Origin of the sequence: Streptomyces sp. NPDC093064 (assembly GCF_044754605.1) — a bacterium.
Classification (GTDB): domain Bacteria; phylum Actinomycetota; class Actinomycetes; order Streptomycetales; family Streptomycetaceae; genus Streptomyces.
In genome coordinates this window covers 22,293-40,888 of the sequence record NZ_JBIVPK010000058.1, presented here as the reverse complement: position 1 = coordinate 40,888, position 18,596 = coordinate 22,293, and the positions used below count along the sequence as shown (strand labels likewise).

Below are 18,596 nucleotides of genomic sequence, written 5' to 3'. Positions count from 1 at the left end.
CCTCACGCAGCACCTCCAACGGCCTCGGCCCGGACACCGACTCTCCTGAATCCTGCGACTCCGCGGTGTTTTCTCTCTTCACCATGGCCACCTCTTCTCCCCCGGGTGGCCGAAGGCTCCACGGCCAAACCTGCGTGGGGCCTCACCCGTCCGCGGGGGAGCGTTCGTCGCCTCCGGACCCTGTGGCTCGCGCGACCCCGTAGGCGCCGAGTGACACCACGGCCCATGCCGCCGTAGCGGCCCCGAGCGCGAGCCACGCCGAGTGGTGACGGAGGAGAACCGTGGCGACGACGGCGAACGCCACGAGCCCCAGGGTGCCCAGGGCGGCGCCACGCGCGTCGTCGCGGGCGCTCATGAGCCCCTCCTCCTCGGCCACCAGGGTCAGGCCGGCCAGCAGGATGGCGGGAAAGGCGAGGAAGACGCCGCCGACGAACGACCCGAAGAGCCGTGACACGACGGCCGCCAGGAGTGACACGCCCGCGCCGAAGCCGAATCGAAGGAGCAGGTCCTTGCGCGGTGTGCGCGCGACCGCCCGCAGGTCGACCCGCACCCGGTCGGTGTCTTCGGCTCCTTTTCCGCTGCCGTCCGCGGGCTGCGCCGATCGCCTCACGGCGCCACCGCAAAGGCGATAGCGGCCGCTGTCGCGAACCACACGACAAGGGCCGCCGCGGATCCGCGCATGGCTCCGAATCGGGCGAGCGCCGGAACATCGACGAGACAGTAGGCGGTGAACGCCAGCGCTCCGGCGACCATGCCCCGTGCCGCGGTCGCCGCGTCGAGGTCGCCCTTGAACACCACCGTCAAGATCAGCCCTCCCAGCGCCACCGAGGGGGCGGCGGCGAAGATCCCGGCCAGCCGCTTGGGCTGGACGGCCTCCGCCACCAGGGCGAAACCCACCACGAGCAGGCCACCGATGAAGGGCTTCAGGACGAGCTCGAGCAGGGTCCTCATCCGCACAACCTCAGCGCCGAGGCGCCGCTCGCGCAACGACCCACGCTGGCAGCCCGTCGAACGCCCGCTGCCCGGACGCATACGTCGTACCGGCTCGCGGGCGATCGTGCGCCCTCCGGGACGGCCGCCCCGTCTCCCGGGGGCGACCCGTCAGCCGAACCGGCCCGCCACGTAGTCCGCCGTCCGCTGGTCCTTCGGCGTGCCGAAGACGTCGTCGGTCGGGCCGTGCTCGACGATGCCGCCGGGGGTGCCCTGCTCGGCGAGGAAGAAGGCGCACTGGTGGGAGACGCGGGCCGCCTGCTGCATGTTGTGGGTGACGATCACGACCGTCACCTGGCCGGCGAGTTCCTGGATCGTCTCCTCGACCCGGCGGGTGGAGGTGGGGTCGAGCGCCGAGCACGGCTCGTCCATGAGCAACACCCGGGGGCGCACGGCCAGCGCGCGGGCGATGCACAGACGCTGCTGCTGTCCGCCGGAGAGGGCGCCGCCGGGCTGGCGGAGGCGGTCCCTGACCTCCTTCCACAGGCCGGCGCGGGTGAGGGACTCCTCGACCAGTTCGTCCTTCGTCCGACGGCTCACGCGCGTGCCCGTCAGGCGCAGGCCCGCCACGACGTTGTCGTAGATCGACATGGCGGGGAAGGGGTTGGGTTTCTGGAAGACCATGCCGATGCGCCGTCGGGCGTCGGTCAGGCGGCGCTCGGGGGCGTAGATGTCCTCGCCCTCGAAGAGCACCTCGCCCGCGAAGGCCGCCGCCGGGATCAGCTCGTGCATGCGGTTGAGGGTGCGCAGGAACGTCGACTTGCCGCAGCCGGAGGGGCCGATCAGGGCGGTGACCTGGCCGGCGGGCATCGTCAGCGACACCCGGCTCAGCACCTGGTGGCTGCCGAACCAGGCCGACACCGCACGGGCTTCGAGCGTCGCGGGAGCGGTCATCGGCCCGCCCGGGGCGGCGGGGAAGGGGGTGGCGTCGGTGACGGGGGGCAGGACGACCGTGTCGGTCAGGGAGTCGGTGGCATCGGTCACGGCGGGTACCTCGGTTCGCGGCTGGGCTCGGGAAGCGGTCACATCAGGTTGGGCAGCAGTTCGGTGGTCCGGGTGGCGACCTGGAGGCCCAGCACGGCGACCACCGGGGCGAAGACGATCCACGTCTGGTGGCGGCCCCAGCGGTGCCAGGTCCATACCGCGGCGACGGCCGATACCAGCAGGGCCTGGAGCCACATCACCAGCGGCCACGGCACCCCTGAGGGGCGGGCCAGCGGCTGCTCGGACTCCGGCAGCGTGCCGGACCTGATCACGGCCGCCGGGGTCTCGAAGGGTGTGGAGACCAGGTCCGCGTCGACGCGCAGGATGCCGCCCGGCATGTAGCTCGGGCCGGTGGCCGTGGCCAGCACCAGACGGCCCTGGCCGGAGGCCAAGGGGGCGGGCGCCGGGTCTCCGGCCCGCCGTACGCCGACGACCTGGTACTTCGCCGCGCCCTGGCCGGTCGTCACCGTGAACCTGTCACCCTCGGCGAGGTCGGCCAGCCGTTCGAACGGGCCGCCGTAGGCGGCCGCCCGCCCCATCAGCACGCTGGTGCCGGCCTGCCCGGGCATCGGGGTGTCGCGGCGGTGGCCGGGGCCGTCGGTCATGACGCCGGAGTCGGTCCCTTCGAGGACCACCTGACGCACGCGCAGGGAGGGGATGTCGATCAGGGCGACCGGCGTACCGGGAGCCAGCAGCCTGCCCTGCTGGTCGGTCTGGGAGACCGGGGCCGTGCCCAGGGCGAGTGCGTTGCGCAGTTCGTCGTACGCCGTGTGCTGGGCGGCCCGTTCCTGGACGCCGCTGAGGAACAGCAGTTGGGCGGTGATGCCGAGCAGCAGGGCGGCGAGGCTGAGCAGGGCGCCCCGGGCGATGTGGCGGACGGCCGGGACGCTCCGGACGCGGGTCCGGAGCAGGGCCGGTGCGGGCATGGTCTGTACGGCGACCGTCACGGCGGCCCGCCTCCTTCATGGGTCGTGGGGTTTCACCGCCGGGGAGACCGCCGTCGCGGCGGCCTCCCCGGCAGCGGGGTCAGGTGGACTTGATGGTGAAGTTCGCGCTGTTCTTCGCGTCCACCGTCGAGGAGCCCGCGTAGTACGCGCGCAGCGTGTGCTTGCCGCGGCTCAGCTTCGGCAGGGTGATGGTCACCGTGCCGGACTTCAGCGTGCCGGTGGCGATCACCTTGGAGCCCTCGTAGACGCGCACGGTGCCGGTCGGCGTGGTGCCGGTCGCGGTGACCTTCGCGGTGACCTTGGCGCGGGCGGTGTGGCTGATCGAGGAGGGCCGGGTGACGGCGATCGACGGGGTCGCCTTGGTGATCTTCAGCGAGACCGACGCCGAGGACGCGTTGAGCTTGCTGTCGCCGCCGTAGGAGACGGTCAGCTTGTGCGTCGCGACCTTCAGGTGGTTGGACAGGCTGACGGTGACCTTGCCGGAGGAGCTGAGGGTGCCGGTACCGAGGGTGGTGGAGCCCTCCTTCACCGTCACCTTGCCGCTGGGGACGGTCCCGTTCGAGCCGGTGACGGTGACGGCGACCTTCGGCGCCTTGCCGTACGCGGTCGTCGTGGCGGTCGCCTTCGTGGTGCTCGCGGACTTGAGGCTGACGTCACCGGTCCAGGTGGCGGGGGCGCCGGTGCCGTTGAGGTTGGCGGCGGCGACCGTGGCGGTGTACTTGCCGCTGGCCAGACCGCTGAACGAGTACGACGTGGTCGTGGCCGGGACGTCCTTGGCCGCCGCGACAGTGCCGTCCGCACGGGTCAGTGTGACGCGGTAGTCGGTGACCGGCAGGCCGGGGGCGGCCGGGGCGGTCCACGTCAGCGCGAGCTTCCCGGTGTCGGCGGTGGCCTTGAGGGCCGGCGCGGCGGGCGCCGAGAGGTCGATGCCCGACTGCTCCAGGCCGCCGAACTTGGCGTGCTTGGTCGGGTTGATCGAGCCGTTGTACGACTCGTTCATGAAGCCGAAGTCGGCGATGACCTTCTGGGAGTTGTCGGTGGCCATCTGGGCGGTGTGGCCGCTGTCGGTGACAAAGACGTCGTAGAGGTCCTTGTCGAAGAAGATGCTGGTGGGGTCGATCGCCCGGCTGGGAACGACGTTGTAGACGTCCCGGCCGAAGGTGGCGTTCTCGTAGTAGCCGCGGACCGGCTCGAGCCGGCCGTTGACGGTCGTCACCGGGTTGGTGACGCCCTTGTCGCCGGGCAGCTGCACCGAGGCGAGGTGGGCGCCGGCGGCGGCAGCGGTCTTGCTGTGGTCCGGGGCGACCCCGTTGATCTGGGCGATCCAGCTGCCCACGGAGAACGGGACGAGCGCACCGTCGGCCGTGAGGGCGTCGTTGGCCTGGTTCTCCTGGACGGTCGGGATCTTGGGGTTGATCGTCGAGTCGTTGAGACCGATCGTGCTGAGGAAGAAGGCGCGGGTGCCGGACCCGTTCTGCGGGATGTACGGGTGAACGGCCTGGCCGTTCACGTCCGTGATGATGCCCGCGTAGATGTCGTGCAGTTGGTCGACCGTCAGGTTGTCCAGGGCCGAGCCGCGCACCGCGACGCCGACCGCGTCCCGGGCGAAGGGGATGAAGGTGAGTGCCTTGCCGGTAACGCTCGGGCCGCCGGAGGAACGGGCGAAGTCGATCTGGCCCTTGACGGCGACACCGCCGCTGTCGGGGAACTTGTCACCCGTGAGCGACATGCTCAGCGCGAGACGGCCCTTGCCGGAGCCGTTGGGGCGCAGGAAGGACGGGCCGTTGGAGCGGGTCTGAATGGTGGAGGTGGCGCCGGTGGGCGCAACCGCGTCGTACGAGGCGATGCCCGCGCCGCCCGCCGACTTGATGGCGTCACCGGTGTAAGCGGGGGCGTCACCGGCGAGGGCGTTGAGCACGTCCTGCGTGGTGTCGGAGCCCACGCCGACGAGCTGGCGGAACGTCCCGGCGGGTGCGGGGTCGGCGGACGCCGGGCTCGCCAGAGCGAGGCCACCGGTCACCACGGCGGCGGCGACGAGCGCGGCCGTAGAGCGCATTCTGCGCATCGAGAGTCTCCTGACGGTGTGCGTGGATGTGCTGTGCGGTGGGTGTGGGGGAGATGCCGTGGGGGGTCCCTGCGTCACGCCGGCCGAGAGCACGCCGAGGATCTGGCAGGGTGGTACAGGCCGTCCGCCCCGACTGCCTTTCGGGGCGGGCGGCCGTCTGTGGGGAGCCGGGCCCCGTAAGGCCCGGCTCCGGTCGGAGGGTCAGCCCCGGCCCGGCGGCAGCAGCCTCCGCAGCCGTTCGGGCAGGGTGAACGCCGGTACGACGGTCACCGTGCGGCCGCCGGGGAGCGGCACCCGCAGCGGGAGGCGCAGTCGGCTGCCGCCCGCGAAGGGCGCGCCCGCCGCCGCGGCGGCGCCGAGCCCGGCACCGACCGGGACGGCGTAGCGCAGCGCGTTCGCGGGGTCGGCCGGCGTGGTGCCGAAGGCCGTGGTCTGGACGGCCTTGCCGCCGTCGTAGGAGGGCGCGCCGCTGGGCGTGGGGCTCGCGTCCCCGCCGTCCGGGCCGGCCCCGCCGGAGCCGGTGCCGCCCCCGGCCGTATCGCCGCCCGACGCGCCCCCGGCGCCCGAGGCACCGCCCGCGCCGGAGCCACCCGAGCCGGAGCCGGAGCCGCCGGAATCGGAGCCGGAGCCGCCGGAGCCCCCGCCGCCTCCGGTCGAGCCGCTTCCGGAGCCGCCGTCGTGGGACGAGGGTCCGGTGTAGTGCTCGAGCGTGTCGGCGGCGTGCAGTGCGCGGGTGCGCAGGTCCTTGGAGAGCGGGGCGTAACCGGCCGGGAGCCGGCCCGGGTCGGCGCCGCTGATCTGTCCGGCGCCCACCGCGTACCGCAGCAGGGCCGCGTAGTCCTTGCGGGCGGTGGCGTCCAGCTCGCCCGGCCGTGCGGCACCGTAGATCAGCTGGGCGAGCGGGTAGGCGCCCTCGGCGGTGGCCCGGCCCGGGCTGATCTCCGGCGCCCCCTTGCCGGCGGCGCTCGTGGCGGCGGCGGTCAGGGACGCCGTGGTGGGCGCGGTGAAGCGGCCGGCGGCGTTGCGCAGCCGGGCGGTCTGCAGCCCGTAGCGCTCGGCGGAGGCCGTGTCGGTGACCGCGATCACGAACCGCGATCCGACGGTCTGCGGGCCGGTGCTCTTGTACGCGGGCGGGTTGGCCAGCGCGTCCCAGGTCGCCTTCCACAGCGTGTCGGCGCGCCGGGTGTGCAGGGCGCCGGCGTGCATGTCGGACACATAGGGGTGGAAGTCGGTCATGCACTGCTTGTCGGTGGCGTCGGTGCCCGGCGGGATCGTGCACCAGGGGTCGCTCTTGGGGTAGTCGTCGGTGCGGGCCGGGTCGTAGGCCACGCCCGTCGGGTTCAGGTGCGTGTCGGTGCTGTAGTACGGGTTGACGCGCATGCCCCAGTCGTCGGCCGTCCCCGCGAGGAAGCCGTGGGCGTCCTTGTCGGACAGGATCCACTGCCACAGCGCGCGGGCCGTGTCCGAGTGGCCGAGCGAGGTGATCAGGTCGGTGTCGGTGGCCGGGGTCTCGGAGACCGACAGATGCGCGAACTCCGGGTTGAGGGCGATGAACTCGGGGTCACTGGCGAGGCCGGCCGGGTTGTTCTTCGCCCAGTCGTAGCCCTTGGCGACCTTGTCGCCCAGCACCGCTCCCCAGGGGGAGTTGCGGTACGACTCGGTCAGCAACTTGGCGACCAGGCGGGGTGTGAGGTCGATGGAGTCGACCTTCGTCCCGGCGAGCCTCTGGATGTCGTCCGGGGCCCCTGCCTTGGGCCTGCGTTCGATGGTGAAGCCGATCACGGCTCCGGAGAGCGCGACGGGGGCGTAGACCGTGGTGCCGGACGGCGCGGTGGTGCCCTCGTCGGTGCCCAGGGCCCGGGTGGTGAAGGCGAGGCCGGCGGAGCCGGTGTTGGCGAGCCGGGTGCGGGCGTCGGGCTCACCGAGCTTGGTGTAGCCGTAGACCGTGCCGGTCGGGCACAGGGCCGTCTGCCAGCTGGTCATGGCGTCGGCGACGAGTTCGCTGCCCAGGGTGGCCCGCTCGTCGGAGCCGAGGGCGCAGCCGCTGCCGACCGGGTTGAAGCGGAGCGGGACGGCGATGCGGTTCTTCCAGTTGGTGGAGGAGACCGGCGAGCCCGCGTTGACGATGCTCTTGTCGGCGTACGGCTCGCCGTCGAGGTCGAGGTGGCCCTGCGGGACGATCACCAGCCAGCAGGAGCGCGACTGGCCGGCACCCTTCTTTCCGGCCTGGGCACCGCAGCCCAGGTGCGGGGCCTCGTTGGCGGTCTGCACCTCGAAGTACTCGCGGCCGGTGCCGTCGGCGCCGGTGCGGGCGAAGTCGACCTCGTTGGTGGTGTTGCGGTTGTAGAACGGATTGTTCTGGGTGTTGGTGGTGACCATCGTGCCGTCGACCGACTTGAAGGGCACCTCGCCCTGGCCGAAGGCACCACCCGCGCCGTACCGGTCGTCCTCGCCGTAGCTGGTGGGGGCGGCGCTGTAGGTGACGTTGCGCGTGTCGTCGCGTTCGTTGCCCGGCCAGCTGCCCCGGCCGGTGGTCGGAGAGGCGCCGTACTGGCACTGGGTGCGCGGCGGGCCGGGGTTGCCCGGGACCGTGCCGTCGTCGTCGCCCCAGCACTGCATGATCTGCACGAAGTCGGTGTTGAACAGGGTGCCCGCGAACGTGGTCGGGGTGCCGCCGCTCCAGGAGACGGTGATCGCCTGGCTGGTCAGGCGGGTGGTCTGGTCGACCGTGAACTTCATGTCCTTGAACTCGCCGCGGCCGGAGACCGTGACGGCGGAGCCGGTGCCGGCAGCACCGCTCGCGGCGGTCGCGGGCTGGGCGGCCTGGGCCACGCCGAGGCCCGCGAGGGCGCCGGCGGCGGCCCCGGCCACCAGCCGCAGGAGCAGCCCGCGTACGCGCGCCGTCCTGCCTCGTGTGTCGCGGCTCATCGCGAACCCCCGTCCGTGAACCGGTCGTGGCCGCCGCGGCCGCCGTTGCGGGCGGCGATCGCCCGGGAGACGACGGAGGGCAGCAGGACGAGCCCGAGCAGCAGCAGGGCGGTGATCAGCATCAGGGTCTGGGTGCCGGTCCAGCCGCTGCGCCCGGCCACCGTGACCGGCTGGGCCAGGGCGATGGTGCCGTCGGCGACGGTGGCGCCGCCGCCCGCCGCGCCGTTGGGCGCGAGGGTCTGCCCGGTGTCGGGGTCGACGGACGGCTGTCCGGTGCCGTCCGGTCCGGTGCCGCCCGGGCCGCCCGTGCCGCCGGCGCCACCAGTGCCACCGGTGCCGCCCGTGCCGCCGCCGGAGGTGCCGCCCGTCGCCGAACCGCCCCCGGTGGAACCGCCGTTCGTGCCGCCGCCGGTGGAACCTCCGCCGGTGGAGCCGCCGTTCGTGCCGCCGCCGGTGGATCCGCCCGAGGCGCCACCGGAAGTTCCGGAGCCCCCGCCGGCCTTGGCGCCGCCGCTGCCCGTGGTGCAGGCCGCGGCGCCCTTCTTGTCGCACTCCGCCGGGTAGGGCGCGGTCTCGGCGAGCTTGTTGTGGCCGTCGGCCGTGAAGGTCGGGTTGTTGCAGCCCTTGATGTTGATGTTCTGGGTCTGCACGCCGGGGATCCGGCGGATCTGGTCGAAGCCCGCCTTGACGAGGTTGATCGGCAGTGGCGAGTACCCCAGTTGGGGTGCCTGCTGCTGGCCCTGGCACATGAAGTAGTAGGAGAACGCGCCGAGTGTCTTGCCCTTCTCCTTGGTGAACGTGCCCTGCACCTTCAGCGGCAGGATCATGTACGAGTAGCTGGAGAGCGGGTAGTTGCGCTTGTCCGTGTCGTTGTAGACGCCGTCGAGCTGCTGGGTGAGGTAGTCCGGCGAGCTCTTGTTCGTGTTGATCCTCGCCTGGAGCAGCGAGACCGCGACGTTCTGCGGGGTCGGCTCGGTGTAGTAGCCGGCGTGGTTGAGGACCTTGGCGACCGGGTAGTGCGCGTTGAGCGCGTACGAGTAGTTGACGTAGCCGATCGCGCCCTCGCCGTAGCTCTGGGCCACGTACGCGGCGACACCGAGGTCACCGGACTGGGCGATCATGCCGGGGACGGTCGGGTAGTACGAGGTCTGCCCGCACGCGCCGGAGCGTCCGACCTTGCGGCAGTAGTCCTGCCACTGGGCCTTGTGCTGGTTGGCCATCCACAGCGTGAACTGGGCCGTCGAGCCGGAACCGTCCGAGCGGACCACCGGGACGACGGGGCGGTGCGGCAGCTGAAGGCCGGGGTTGTCGGCCTTGATCGCCGGGTCGTCCCAGGACTTGATGGCGCCGGTGAAGATCTTGGTGACCACGTCACCGGAGAGCCGGAGGTTGGTGACCCGCTGGCCGTTGACCGTCAGGTGGTACATGAAGACGGTGCCGCCGGCCACGATCGGCATGTAGGCGTACGATCCGCCGGCCGGCCGTTCGGCGGCGGAGCCGTCGGTCGGGTTGGTCTGGAACGGGATGTCCGAGACCGCGAAGTCCACCGTGCCGCTGAGGAACTGGCGGCGGCCGTCGGAGGATCCGGTGCCGGCGTAGCTGATCCGCATGCCGTACTGGTTGACGGCGCGGCGCCATTCGTCGACGGCGTTCTCGGCCCAGGTGGAGCCGGCTCCGGCGATGGGGGTGTAGCTCTCGGCGGCGGCGGTCGCCGCGAGCGGGCCGGCCAGCAGCCCGGCGATCATGGCGAGCAGCGCGCCCAGGATCGCCGGCGCGCGCAGGCGGCGCGGACGAAGGTGCAGGTGACTGCGCATCAGTCGGTTTCTCCGGGCTTGTGTCCCAGGTCCTCGGTGGTGGGCCTGGAAGGTGTGGCGTACGGGTCGGTGGTCTGCGGGACGCTGTCGAACAACGAGAGTGCGGGGGCGTGCAGTTCGGCGAAGCGGTCGACGTCACGGCGCGAGGCGAGGGCCGCGCGGCGGGCCTGGCGGCGGCTGAGCTGGCCGGGACCGCGTCCGCCGATCACCCGGGCGATGGCGAAGAGCACGAGGACCAGGGCCATCAGGACCGCCGCCGCGCCGAAACCGCGGGCGATGTAGGCGGGTTCGGGTGACTTGACGAGGGTGAAGACGGCCAGCGGCAGCGAGATCATCGGCCCCTCCGTCGGATTGGCGTTGATCGCCGCGATGTAGCCGGCGGTGAGTAGTACGGGCGAGGTCTCGCCGATACCGCGGGCCGTGCCGAGGATCACCGCGGTGGCGAGGCCGGAGCGCGAGGTCGGCAGGACCACGTGCCACACGGTGCGCCAGCGCGGAGCTCCCAGTGCCTCGGCCGCCTCGGTCAGCGTGCCGGGCACCAGCCGCAGCACGACGTCCGCCGCGCGGATCACGATCGGCAGCATCATCACGCTGATCGCGAAGCCCGCCGCGAGGCCGGACTTCTGCATGCCGAGGCTGAGGATCCAGATGGCGTACACCATCAGGCCGGCCACGATCGATGGCAGCGCCGTCATCGCCTCCACGATGGTCCGTACGAACCGGGAGAAGCGGCCCGGGATCTGGTTGAGGTAGACCGCGCAGGCCAGGCCCAGCGGCACGGTGATCGTCAGGGCGATGGTCATCTGGATGAGGGTGCCGAGCATCGCGTGGGCGATACCGCCGTGGTTGAGCGGGTCCAGCGGGCCCGTGGACTGCATGTCCTCGGTGAGGAAGTTGAGATGCCCCAGCGCCTGGTGCCCGCGCCAGGCGGTGAAGCCGACGACGAGGGCGAGCGTGAGGAACAGCAGCGTGGCCGCTGTCCACAGCACCACGGTCATCACTCGGTCGCGTACGGCCTGCCCGTCCTCCTCCAGTCCGGTCAGTACCGCGTAGCAGGCGAGGAAGGCGAGGTAGGCGGTGACCGTGAACCCCAGCAGGCCGGAGAACGGGGCGAGTTGACCGAACAGCAGCACGGCGGCGCAGAGCCCCGAGAGGGCGGCCCCGCACAGGGCGAGCACACCCGAGCGTGTCGCGCCGCCGATCCGGCGGGGCTGGTCGGGGAGTTCGGCGGGCGCGGGAGCGCCGGGGGGTGCCGAGTCCTCGGTGATGTCGTGGGCGGTGTCCTGGACGACGGTCATCTCATGCCTCGCTCTGTGCGCCGGAACGGGAGCGGGCCGCGATGGTGGAGGCGGTGAAGTTGACCGCCAGGGTGAGCACGAACAGCGCCAGGCCCGCCGCCATCAGCGCCGACATACCGAAGGGGGAGGCGTCGCCGTAGTGCAGCGCGATCAGCGCGGAGACCGAGTTCGCGCCGGTCTGCAGGATGTGCGGCTGGATGACGAAGACCGGGGAGATGATCATGTAGACCGCGATCGTCTCGCCGAGTGCCCTGCCCAGCCCGAGCATCGTCCCGCCGATGATGCCGCCCTTGCCGTAGGGCAGAACGACCGCGCGGATCATCCCCCAGCGGGTGGCGCCGAGCGCGTATGCGCCCTCGCGTTCGCCGGCCGGCGCCTGCGCGAAGACCTCGCGCATCACTGAGCACTGGATCGGCGTGACCATCAGGGCGACGACGATGCCGGCGACGAAGGTGGACGCGGTGTAGACGCTGGCGGAGGCGAGCGGGTCGCCCGGCTGGGTGCCGTCCACCTTGAAGAGGGGGATCCAGCCGAACCAGTCGGACAGCCAGCGGGACAGCCCGATGACGTTCTCCTGGAGGAGGAACAGCCCCCACAGCCCGTACACCACCGACGGCACGGCGGCCATCAGGTCGACCATGGTGACCAGGGAGCGGCGCAGTTTCCGCGGCGCCACATCGGAGATGAACAGGGCCGTCGCGATGGCCAGAGGAACGGAGATGATCACCGCGACGGCGGCGATCAGCAGGGTTCCGGTGAGCACGGCCGCGATGCCGAAGTTGTGAACGTCAGGCTGCCATGCGGCCGTGGTGAGGAACGAGAACTTGGAGACGCGCAGCGCCTGTCCGGCCCTCAGCAGGAGGAACAGACCGACCGCCGCCATGATGGCGAGGACGACGACTCCGGTGGCCGTCAGCTGGAAGCGGAAGACCCGGTCTCCGAACCCGCGTGCGGCGCGGGGCCGCTGGGGTGCCGGCCCACCTGACTCCGGGCTGCCGAACTGCCCGTTGTAGGGCTCCGGTCTGTCGGAGTCCGATCTGTCGGACTGCCCTGTGTCGGACTGCCCTCTGTCGGAGTCCGGTCTGTCGGACCCCGATCTGCCGGAAACCGATGACTCGGACGCCGCTGTGCCCAGGCCGGGTCCGTCCGCATCTCGTCCGTCGGGCCCATGGTGCGTGGCCACCACGTGTGGTCCCCCCACTGTGGAAAGGAATCTCGCGATGACCGGTCGGTCCGCGCAATCAGATTCAATGGCCGGATCTTGTCGCCCCAACGCGTCTCGCATGGCCGGTCAATGAACGGTTCATGCCATTTCTGTGCCGCTCCTGTGGGCGCGTCGAGTGCGGCGTCCCGCCTGTCCCGTCTCCGCGTGTCCGACGTGGGCGAGGGCGCGTTTTGGACACCACGTACGCTTAGGCGAGCCTAAGCTAAGTGATACGGGGAAGGGTTCATGTCAGGAGTCCCAAGACGCCGCTTCGGGTGGCTGGTCACCACTCTTCTCCTGCTGTTGCTGGCGGTGCTGCTCAGTCTCGCGGTGGGCAGTCGCCCGGTGGCGCCCTCGGTGGTCTGGGACGCCCTGCTGCACGGCGGCACCAGCGCCGACGCACAGGTCGTACGGTCGTTGCGAGTGCCGCGCACGGTCATCGGGTTGATGGTCGGGGCCGCGCTCGCCGTTGCCGGAACGGTTCTTCAGGGGATCACCCGGAACCCCATCGCGGAGCCCGGCATCCTGGGCATCAGCCAGGGAGCGTCGATGGGCGTCGTCTGCGCCATCGCCTTCCTCGGGGTGCACAGCCTGACCGGGTACGTCTGGTACGCGTTCGTGGGTGCGGGAGTCGCGTCGGTCCTGATCTACGCCGTCGCCAGCAGCGGGCGAGGCGGGGCGTCCCCGGTCAAGCTGGCGCTGGCGGGTGCCGCGATGAACGCGTTCCTCGCCTCGCTGATCTCGGCCGTCCTCACCACCAACGCACGCGCCCTGGACGAGTTCCGGTTCTGGGACGTCGGCTCGATCAGCGGCCGGGACGCCACGATCGCCGGGCAGGTCTGGCCGTTCCTCCTCGCCGGCCTGCTGCTGGTGCTGGCCATGGCGCGCGGCCTCGACGCGCTCGCGCTCGGCGACGACATCGCCCGGGGCCTTGGCCGCAACGTCGCGCTGCTGCGAGCAACCGGCGCCCTGGGTGCGACCGTTCTGACCGGCGCCGCGGTCGCGGCGGCCGGTCCCATCGCCTTCATCGGCCTCGCCGTGCCGCACATGGCCCGTGCCCTCGTCGGGCCGGGCCACCGCTGGCTGCTGCCGGTGGCCGCGCTGCTCGGACCGGTGATGCTGCTGCTGGCGGACGTGCTCGGACGGGTCGTGGTGCGGCCCGCGGAGGTGCCCGTGGCCGTGATGACCGCGCTGGCAGGTGTGCCGTTCCTGATCGTGCTGGTCCGGCGGAAGGCGGTGGCGGCATGACGCGGTTGAGTCACGGGGAGCGCGCGGCGCACCTGGAGCGGGCAGAGCATCTGGGGCACGGCGGACACGATGCCGCCGGCGGCAACGGCGGCGGGCGTCCGTCCGGCCGGCCCGCCGGACATGCCGTGCTGCGGGCCGGGCGGGGCAGTTTCCTGGTGCACCGCAGGGCTCTGGTGGTGGGTGCCGTCCTCACCGTGCTGCTCGCGTCTGCCGTGGTGACGTCGCTGTGCGTCGGCGAGTCGTTCGTCGCACCGAGCGAGGTGGTCCGCGTTCTGCTGGGGCTGCCCAGCCCCGACCGACTGGTGGTCGGCACGCTGCGGTTGCCGCGCCTGGTGACCGGCCTTCTGGTGGGCATCGCCTTCGGCCTGTCCGGCGCGTTGATCCAGACCATGGCCCGCAACCCGCTCGCCAGCCCGGACGTCATCGGCGTGACGCACGGCGCGGGAGCGGCGACGGTCGCCGCGATGACGTTCGGCCTCACCTCGTACGCCGTTCTGCCGTACGTGTCCGTGGCGGGCGGTCTGCTCGCCGCGCTGCTCGTCTACCTGTGCGCCTGGCGGGGCGGGCTGGCCGCCTCCCGCTTCGTCCTGATCGGCATCGGCATCTCGGTCGCGCTCGGTTCGCTGACCCGGCTGTGGGTGACCAAGGGCGACTATCTGGTCGCGCAGCAGGCCAAGACCTGGCTCACCGGATCGCTCAACGGCCGCGGTTACGACCAGGCGGCACCGCTCGCGACGGTCCTGGTGCTGCTGGTGCCGTTCCTGCTGTGGGCGGCCCGCGCGCAGCGCGGCTCGGCTTTCGACGACGACACGGCCGTCGCCCTCGGTGTACGGCTCGGCCGCGTCCGGGTCGGGCTCAGTGTCCTCGGCGTCGTGCTGGCGTCCGTCGCGACCGGGGCGGCGGGGCCTGTCGACTTCGTGGCCCTGCTCGCCCCGCAGATCGCCCGCCGGCTCACCCGTGCCCCGCACATTCCGCTGGTGTGCTCCGCGCTGACGGGCGCGCTGATCGTGGTCGTCGGAGATCTGCTGGCCCGCAGGCTCTTCTCGCCGCTGGAGCTGCCGGTCGGCGTGTTCACCGCCCTGGTGGGCGCCCCCTATCTGATGTGGCTGATCGTCCGTACCCGTAGCAGCCGTTCCGGAGGAACCGCGTGACCGGCAACCATCCCACCGCCCCGGGGACTTCCCGTCTCGCCGCGCGGGGGCTCACCCTCGCCTACGAGGACCGTACGGTCGTCGACGAGCTGGACCTGGACGTCCCGGACGGCAGGGTCACCGTCATCGTGGGCCCCAACGCCTGCGGCAAGTCCACCCTGTTGCGCGCCCTGGGCCGACTGCTGAAGCCGCGGCGCGGGGCCGTCCTGCTGGACGGAACCGAACTGGCCCGCCTGCCCACCAAGCGGATCGCCCAGGCGGTCGGGCTGCTGCCGCAGACCCCGGTGCCGCCGGAGGGGATCACGGTCGGGGATCTGATCGCGCGCGGGCGCCAGCCGCACCAGAAGTGGTGGCAGCAGTGGTCCGAGACGGACGAGGCATCCGTCTCGCAGGCCATGGAACGCACCGGGACCGCCGAACTCGCCGAGCGTCCGGTCGACGAACTGTCGGGTGGGCAGCGCCAACGGGTGTGGATCGCCATGGCACTTGCCCAGGACACCGATCTGCTGCTGCTCGACGAGCCGACGACGTATCTGGACATCGCCCACCAGGTGGAGGTCCTGGACCTGGTGCGCAGGCTCAACCGGGAACGCGGCCGGACGGTGGTGGCGGTGCTGCACGACCTCAACCAGGCCGCGCGCTACGCCGACCATCTGATCGCCATGCGGGCGGGGAGGATCGTCGCGCAGGGGCCGCCCGGCGACATCGTCACCGCCGAGCTGGTCCAGGAGGTGTTCGGGCTCGTGTCGGTCGTCGTGCCGGACCCGGTCACCGGCGGGCCCATGGTGGTACCCGGTCCTCCGCGGTCGGCGGACGGCACGGGCGGGGGCGAGGACACGAAGGGCGGAGCGACCGTCCCGGCGGCGCGGAACGGCACCCGGTGAACTGCGAACAGGCGCTTCGGAAATGAGCCGACAAGGCGGCATGTGATCGGAAGCACACGCTCTGGATGTATCAGACACACAGGCGTCTCGTAAGGTAAGCCTTACCTAAAACTCTGCGGATTCGTCGGGGTCTCGACCCTGGCGTTTCCCGTGTGTCCCCACCCTTCTCACGACGGGAGCGCCCTTCCCATGTCCGCCGGACGCCGCCGCACCACCGCCGCAGCCCTCACTCTCGCCGCCGCGCTCGCCCTGGCGGCCTGCGGTGGATCCTCCGCAGGCGGCGAGGGCTCGGGCGGCACGTCCTCGGCCGGGGCCGGGGCGGGCGGCAAGAAGTCCGTCGCCCAGGGCGGGGAGGACTTCAAGGACGCCGCGAAGAAGACCGCCGCCATGGGCACCGACGCGGCACCGGGCGAGTGGCCCCGCACCGTCACCCACGCCATGGGCAAGACCGAGTTGAGGTCCCAGCCCAAGCGCGTGGTGGTCCTCGACGTCGGCGAACTCGACAACGTCGTCTCCCTGGGCGTCAAGCCGGTCGGTCTCGCGCCCACCGAGGGATCCCCCGAACTCCCGTCGTACCTGAAGAAGGACGCGGGCAGCCCGAAGAACGTCGGCACGATCAACAACCTCAACCTGGAGGCGATCGCCGCGCTCAAGCCCGACCTCATCCTGGGCAGCCAGCTCCGCGCAGCCGACAAGTACGACGAGCTGTCACAGATCGCGCCGACCGTCTTCTCCCTCCGCCCCGGCTTCACCTGGAAGGAGAACTACCTGCTCAACGCCGCCGCGCTCGACAAGACCACGCAGGCGAAGCAGAAGCTCGCGGCCTACGAGAAGAGGGCCGGGGCCCTCGGCGGGAAGCTCGGAGCCGACAAGCCGACCGTATCGATGGTCCGTTACCTGCCCGACGGCGTCATCCGCCTGTACGCCAACGCCTCGTTCATCGGCACGATCCTCAAGGACGCCGGCATTCCCCGGCCGAAGAACCAGGACATCGACGACCTCGCCGCCGAGGTCAGCGCCGAGAACATCGACCAGGCCGACGCCGACTACATCTTCACCGGCGTCTACGGCGACGTGAAGGCGACCGACAAGTCCAAGGCGCAGAGCAACCCGCTCTGGAAGAGCCTCGGCGCCGTCAAGGCAGGGCACGCCTACGACGTCCCGGACGAGACCTGGTACCTCGGCCTCGGCGTGACGGCCGCCGAGGAGGTGCTCGGCGACCTGGAGTCGCACCTCACCAAGTAGGCCCCGGCCGCGAGGGCCGAAGCCGAACGGCGTGTGGAACCTCGGCGGCGGTCTCGCGCCGGTGATCGCCCTGGCCCCCGGCCGGGCGGTTGGGGAAGAAACCCGCCCGGCCGGGGTGTCGGAGCGGTGGCGACTACCCCTTCGGGCAGAAGGGGTACGGCTCCAGGGCGAAGGAGACGTCGCTTGTCTCGCCGCCCTTGAGACGGACGTCGGTGGTCCGCGCCCGCCACTGGTCCTTGGCGACGATGACCGTCAACGGCCCGGAGTGCTCGCCGATCCACAGGGCGTACGTACCGTCGCGACCGGTGCGCAGGACCCGGTGGAACCCGTCCGCCGAGAGCGTCACCGTGGCCGCGCCGATCGCTCCGGCGCCGCCGTCGGCGCAGGTGGCGCTGGTGACGGTGCCCTTGACCTTGCCCCACTGGCCGGGCGCGGTCACCTTGAAGATCACCCGCACCGGGTCGACGCGGTCGCCCCGGTCGGTGCCGACGGTGAGCGAGGCGGTGTAGCTGCCGGGCTGGGCGAGGTTCGCGCTGTCCATGGTGACGGTGACCGCGCGCTCCTGGCCGGGTTCGAGCACGAATTCGGCCGGGTCCGGCGTCAGCCAGTCGACACCGCTGCCGCAGGAGTCGTAACCGGGCAGGAGCTCGGCGTACGTCGTCCCCACGAAGCCGCCTGTGGAGCCGCCGACCCGGTAGAGGCCGCAGGCGCTGCCGCCGCGGTAGGAGATCTGCCCGGAGTTGGGCAGGGCGCTCCAGGTGTCGGCGGCCGGCTCGTACTGGTAGCCCGCGTTGGTGTACTCCTCGCCGGTGGAGCCGCCGGAGACCAGCAGTCTGCCGCCCGCGGCCGTGAACCCGGAGGCCCACAGCGACTCGGGCATGTTCCTCAGCTTCGCCCAGCTGTCCGTGCCTGGGTCGTATGTGTAGGTACTGGTGGTCGCGCCGCCCGCGTCGGTGTAGCCGCCCGCGCAGTACAGCCGTCCCGCAATGGCGCCGCACGAGGTCCAGGACACCGGCTCCGGGTAGGGAGCGTGGGCGCTCCATGTGTCGGCAGCCGGGTCGTAGGACTGGACGGTGGTCTGTCCGCAGACGTCCTTGTCGCAGCCGCCGACCGTGTACAGCTTGCCGTCGAGCACGGCGGACGAGGCGGCGGCCAGCGGTTCGGGGTTGGGCGCGGCCTTGCTCCAGGTGTCCTGCTCCGGGTCGTAGACCTCGGTGGTATCGAGTGGCTTACCCGAGCTGTTCCAGCCGCCGGTGACGTACAGCTTGCCGTCGACGAACGCCCCGGTGGGCTTCTCGCGGACCGCGCTCATCGGCGCGACGGTGTTCCAGGCGCCGGTGACGGGGTCGTAGGCCCGTACCGTCGACACCATCACGGCGTTGCTGACGCCGGCCACCGAGTAGACCTTTTTGCCCGGTCCCACGGACACCAGGTTGTCCATGATGGGTTGGGGGTGAGCGGTGATCGATTCCCAGGGTGCTTCAGCGGGTTCCGCATCGGTGCCCTTGGTGTCGGGGGTGGCGTCGGCGGTGAGGCGGTGCGGGTTCGCGGCGCCCTTCACGTCCTTGCGGGCGGCGCCCGCCCGCTGGATGGTGAAGTCGCCGGCGGACTCGCCGAGGATCACCTTGCGGGCCTCGGTCCCGTGGTTGGCGAAGGTCAGGGCGGCCTCGGCGGAGCGGCCCAGCTCCGCGGTGGCCGTCAGCTCCGAGGTGCTGACGGTGACATCGGGCGCCTCGTCGGCCTGGGCCGAGGCACCGGTGACAAGCCCGGCGGCGAGTACGACGGCCGCCGCCGAGATGCCGAGAAGGGATCTGCGGCGCATGGGAATCTCCCTGCTG

At 71.8% G+C, this 18,596-nt stretch carries 14 protein-coding genes; 4 read left to right on the top strand and 10 right to left on the bottom strand.

The features are described 5' to 3' along the window. Positions 1-142: 142 nt before the first annotated feature. The 9 genes from ACIQFZ_RS37560 to pstC all read right to left on the bottom strand — a co-directional run bounded on the left by ACIQFZ_RS37560 (position 143) and on the right by pstC (position 12,311). Complete coding sequence (locus ACIQFZ_RS37560) at positions 143-610, bottom strand: DUF3147 family protein (protein WP_365430645.1); 468 nt, start codon at positions 608-610, stop codon at positions 143-145. Next, positions 607-951, bottom strand: a complete 345-nt coding sequence (locus tag ACIQFZ_RS37555; RefSeq protein WP_365430647.1) for a DUF3147 family protein — start codon at positions 949-951, stop codon at positions 607-609. The genes ACIQFZ_RS37560 and ACIQFZ_RS37555 overlap by 4 nt, the downstream gene beginning before the upstream one ends. Before the next feature lie 150 nt (positions 952-1,101). Beyond that, the gene (gene pstB / locus ACIQFZ_RS37550; protein ID WP_365430659.1) at positions 1,102-1,884 is read right to left on the bottom strand and encodes a phosphate ABC transporter ATP-binding protein PstB; all 783 of its coding nucleotides are present in this window, start codon (positions 1,882-1,884) and stop codon (positions 1,102-1,104) included. Positions 1,885-2,012: 128 nt separating this feature from the next. Then, positions 2,013-2,921: a sortase gene (locus ACIQFZ_RS37545; protein WP_402693352.1), complete on the bottom strand. Its 909-nt coding sequence runs from the start codon at positions 2,919-2,921 to the stop codon at positions 2,013-2,015. 79 nt (positions 2,922-3,000) lie between these two features. Continuing rightward, a complete protein-coding gene (locus tag ACIQFZ_RS37540; RefSeq protein ID WP_402693351.1) occupies positions 3,001-4,986 on the bottom strand; it encodes an Ig-like domain repeat protein in 1,986 nt (661 codons plus the stop codon). A gap of 201 nt (positions 4,987-5,187) precedes the next feature. Beyond that, complete coding sequence (locus ACIQFZ_RS37535) at positions 5,188-7,914, bottom strand: hypothetical protein (protein WP_402693350.1); 2,727 nt, start codon at positions 7,912-7,914, stop codon at positions 5,188-5,190. Next, complete coding sequence (gene pstS / locus ACIQFZ_RS37530) at positions 7,911-9,728, bottom strand: phosphate ABC transporter substrate-binding protein PstS (protein ID WP_402693349.1); 1,818 nt, start codon at positions 9,726-9,728, stop codon at positions 7,911-7,913. The genes ACIQFZ_RS37535 and pstS overlap by 4 nt, the downstream gene beginning before the upstream one ends. Then, complete coding sequence (pstA, locus tag ACIQFZ_RS37525) at positions 9,728-11,026, bottom strand: phosphate ABC transporter permease PstA (protein ID WP_365776647.1); 1,299 nt, start codon at positions 11,024-11,026, stop codon at positions 9,728-9,730. Before pstA ends, pstS begins: the two co-directional genes overlap by 1 nt. Before the next feature lies 1 nt (position 11,027). Beyond that, positions 11,028-12,311: a phosphate ABC transporter permease subunit PstC gene (pstC, locus tag ACIQFZ_RS37520; RefSeq protein ID WP_365423788.1), complete on the bottom strand. Its 1,284-nt coding sequence runs from the start codon at positions 12,309-12,311 to the stop codon at positions 11,028-11,030. Positions 12,312-12,476: 165 nt separating this feature from the next. On the opposite strand from pstC, the gene ACIQFZ_RS37515 reads away from it, so the two are divergent. From ACIQFZ_RS37515 to ACIQFZ_RS37500, 4 genes are all read left to right on the top strand, one after another. Next, complete coding sequence (locus tag ACIQFZ_RS37515; protein ID WP_402693348.1) at positions 12,477-13,478, top strand: FecCD family ABC transporter permease; 1,002 nt, start codon at positions 12,477-12,479, stop codon at positions 13,476-13,478. Beyond that, positions 13,475-14,629, top strand: coding sequence for a FecCD family ABC transporter permease (locus tag ACIQFZ_RS37510; protein WP_402693347.1), 1,155 nt, complete (start codon positions 13,475-13,477; stop codon positions 14,627-14,629). The genes ACIQFZ_RS37515 and ACIQFZ_RS37510 overlap by 4 nt, the downstream gene beginning before the upstream one ends. After that, entirely contained in the window at positions 14,626-15,513 is an 888-nt protein-coding gene (locus ACIQFZ_RS37505) for an ABC transporter ATP-binding protein (protein WP_402693346.1), read from the top strand. Before ACIQFZ_RS37510 ends, ACIQFZ_RS37505 begins: the two co-directional genes overlap by 4 nt. Positions 15,514-15,702: 189 nt before the next feature. Continuing rightward, positions 15,703-16,758 (top strand): ABC transporter substrate-binding protein, encoded by a 1,056-nt coding sequence (locus tag ACIQFZ_RS37500; RefSeq protein ID WP_402693345.1) that lies wholly within the window; start codon positions 15,703-15,705, stop codon positions 16,756-16,758. 133 nt (positions 16,759-16,891) lie between these two features. Here the strand turns inward: ACIQFZ_RS37500 and ACIQFZ_RS37495 are convergent, their stop codons facing one another. Then, entirely contained in the window at positions 16,892-18,580 is a 1,689-nt protein-coding gene (locus ACIQFZ_RS37495; protein WP_402693344.1) for a kelch repeat-containing protein, read from the bottom strand. Positions 18,581-18,596: the final 16 nt, after the last annotated feature.

Bases quoted from the DNA above. Each gene is read 5' to 3' on its own strand.
- ACIQFZ_RS37555 (WP_365430647.1), bottom strand. From the start codon at position 951: ATGAGGACCCTGCTCGAGCTCGTCCTGAAGCCCTTCATCGGTGGCCTG.
- pstB (WP_365430659.1), bottom strand. From the start codon at position 1,884: ATGACCGCTCCCGCGACGCTCGAAGCCCGTGCGGTGTCGGCCTGGTTC.
- ACIQFZ_RS37540 (WP_402693351.1), bottom strand. From the start codon at position 4,986: ATGCGCAGAATGCGCTCTACGGCCGCGCTCGTCGCCGCCGCCGTGGTG.
- ACIQFZ_RS37535 (WP_402693350.1), bottom strand. From the start codon at position 7,914: ATGAGCCGCGACACACGAGGCAGGACGGCGCGCGTACGCGGGCTGCTC.
- pstS (WP_402693349.1), bottom strand. From the start codon at position 9,728: ATGCGCAGTCACCTGCACCTTCGTCCGCGCCGCCTGCGCGCGCCGGCG.
- pstA (WP_365776647.1), bottom strand. From the start codon at position 11,026: ATGACCGTCGTCCAGGACACCGCCCACGACATCACCGAGGACTCGGCA.
- pstC (WP_365423788.1), bottom strand. From the start codon at position 12,311: ATGCGAGACGCGTTGGGGCGACAAGATCCGGCCATTGAATCTGATTGC.
- ACIQFZ_RS37515 (WP_402693348.1), top strand. From the start codon at position 12,477: ATGTCAGGAGTCCCAAGACGCCGCTTCGGGTGGCTGGTCACCACTCTT.
- ACIQFZ_RS37510 (WP_402693347.1), top strand. From the start codon at position 13,475: ATGACGCGGTTGAGTCACGGGGAGCGCGCGGCGCACCTGGAGCGGGCA.
- ACIQFZ_RS37500 (WP_402693345.1), top strand. From the start codon at position 15,703: ATGTCCGCCGGACGCCGCCGCACCACCGCCGCAGCCCTCACTCTCGCC.
- ACIQFZ_RS37495 (WP_402693344.1), bottom strand. From the start codon at position 18,580: ATGCGCCGCAGATCCCTTCTCGGCATCTCGGCGGCGGCCGTCGTACTC.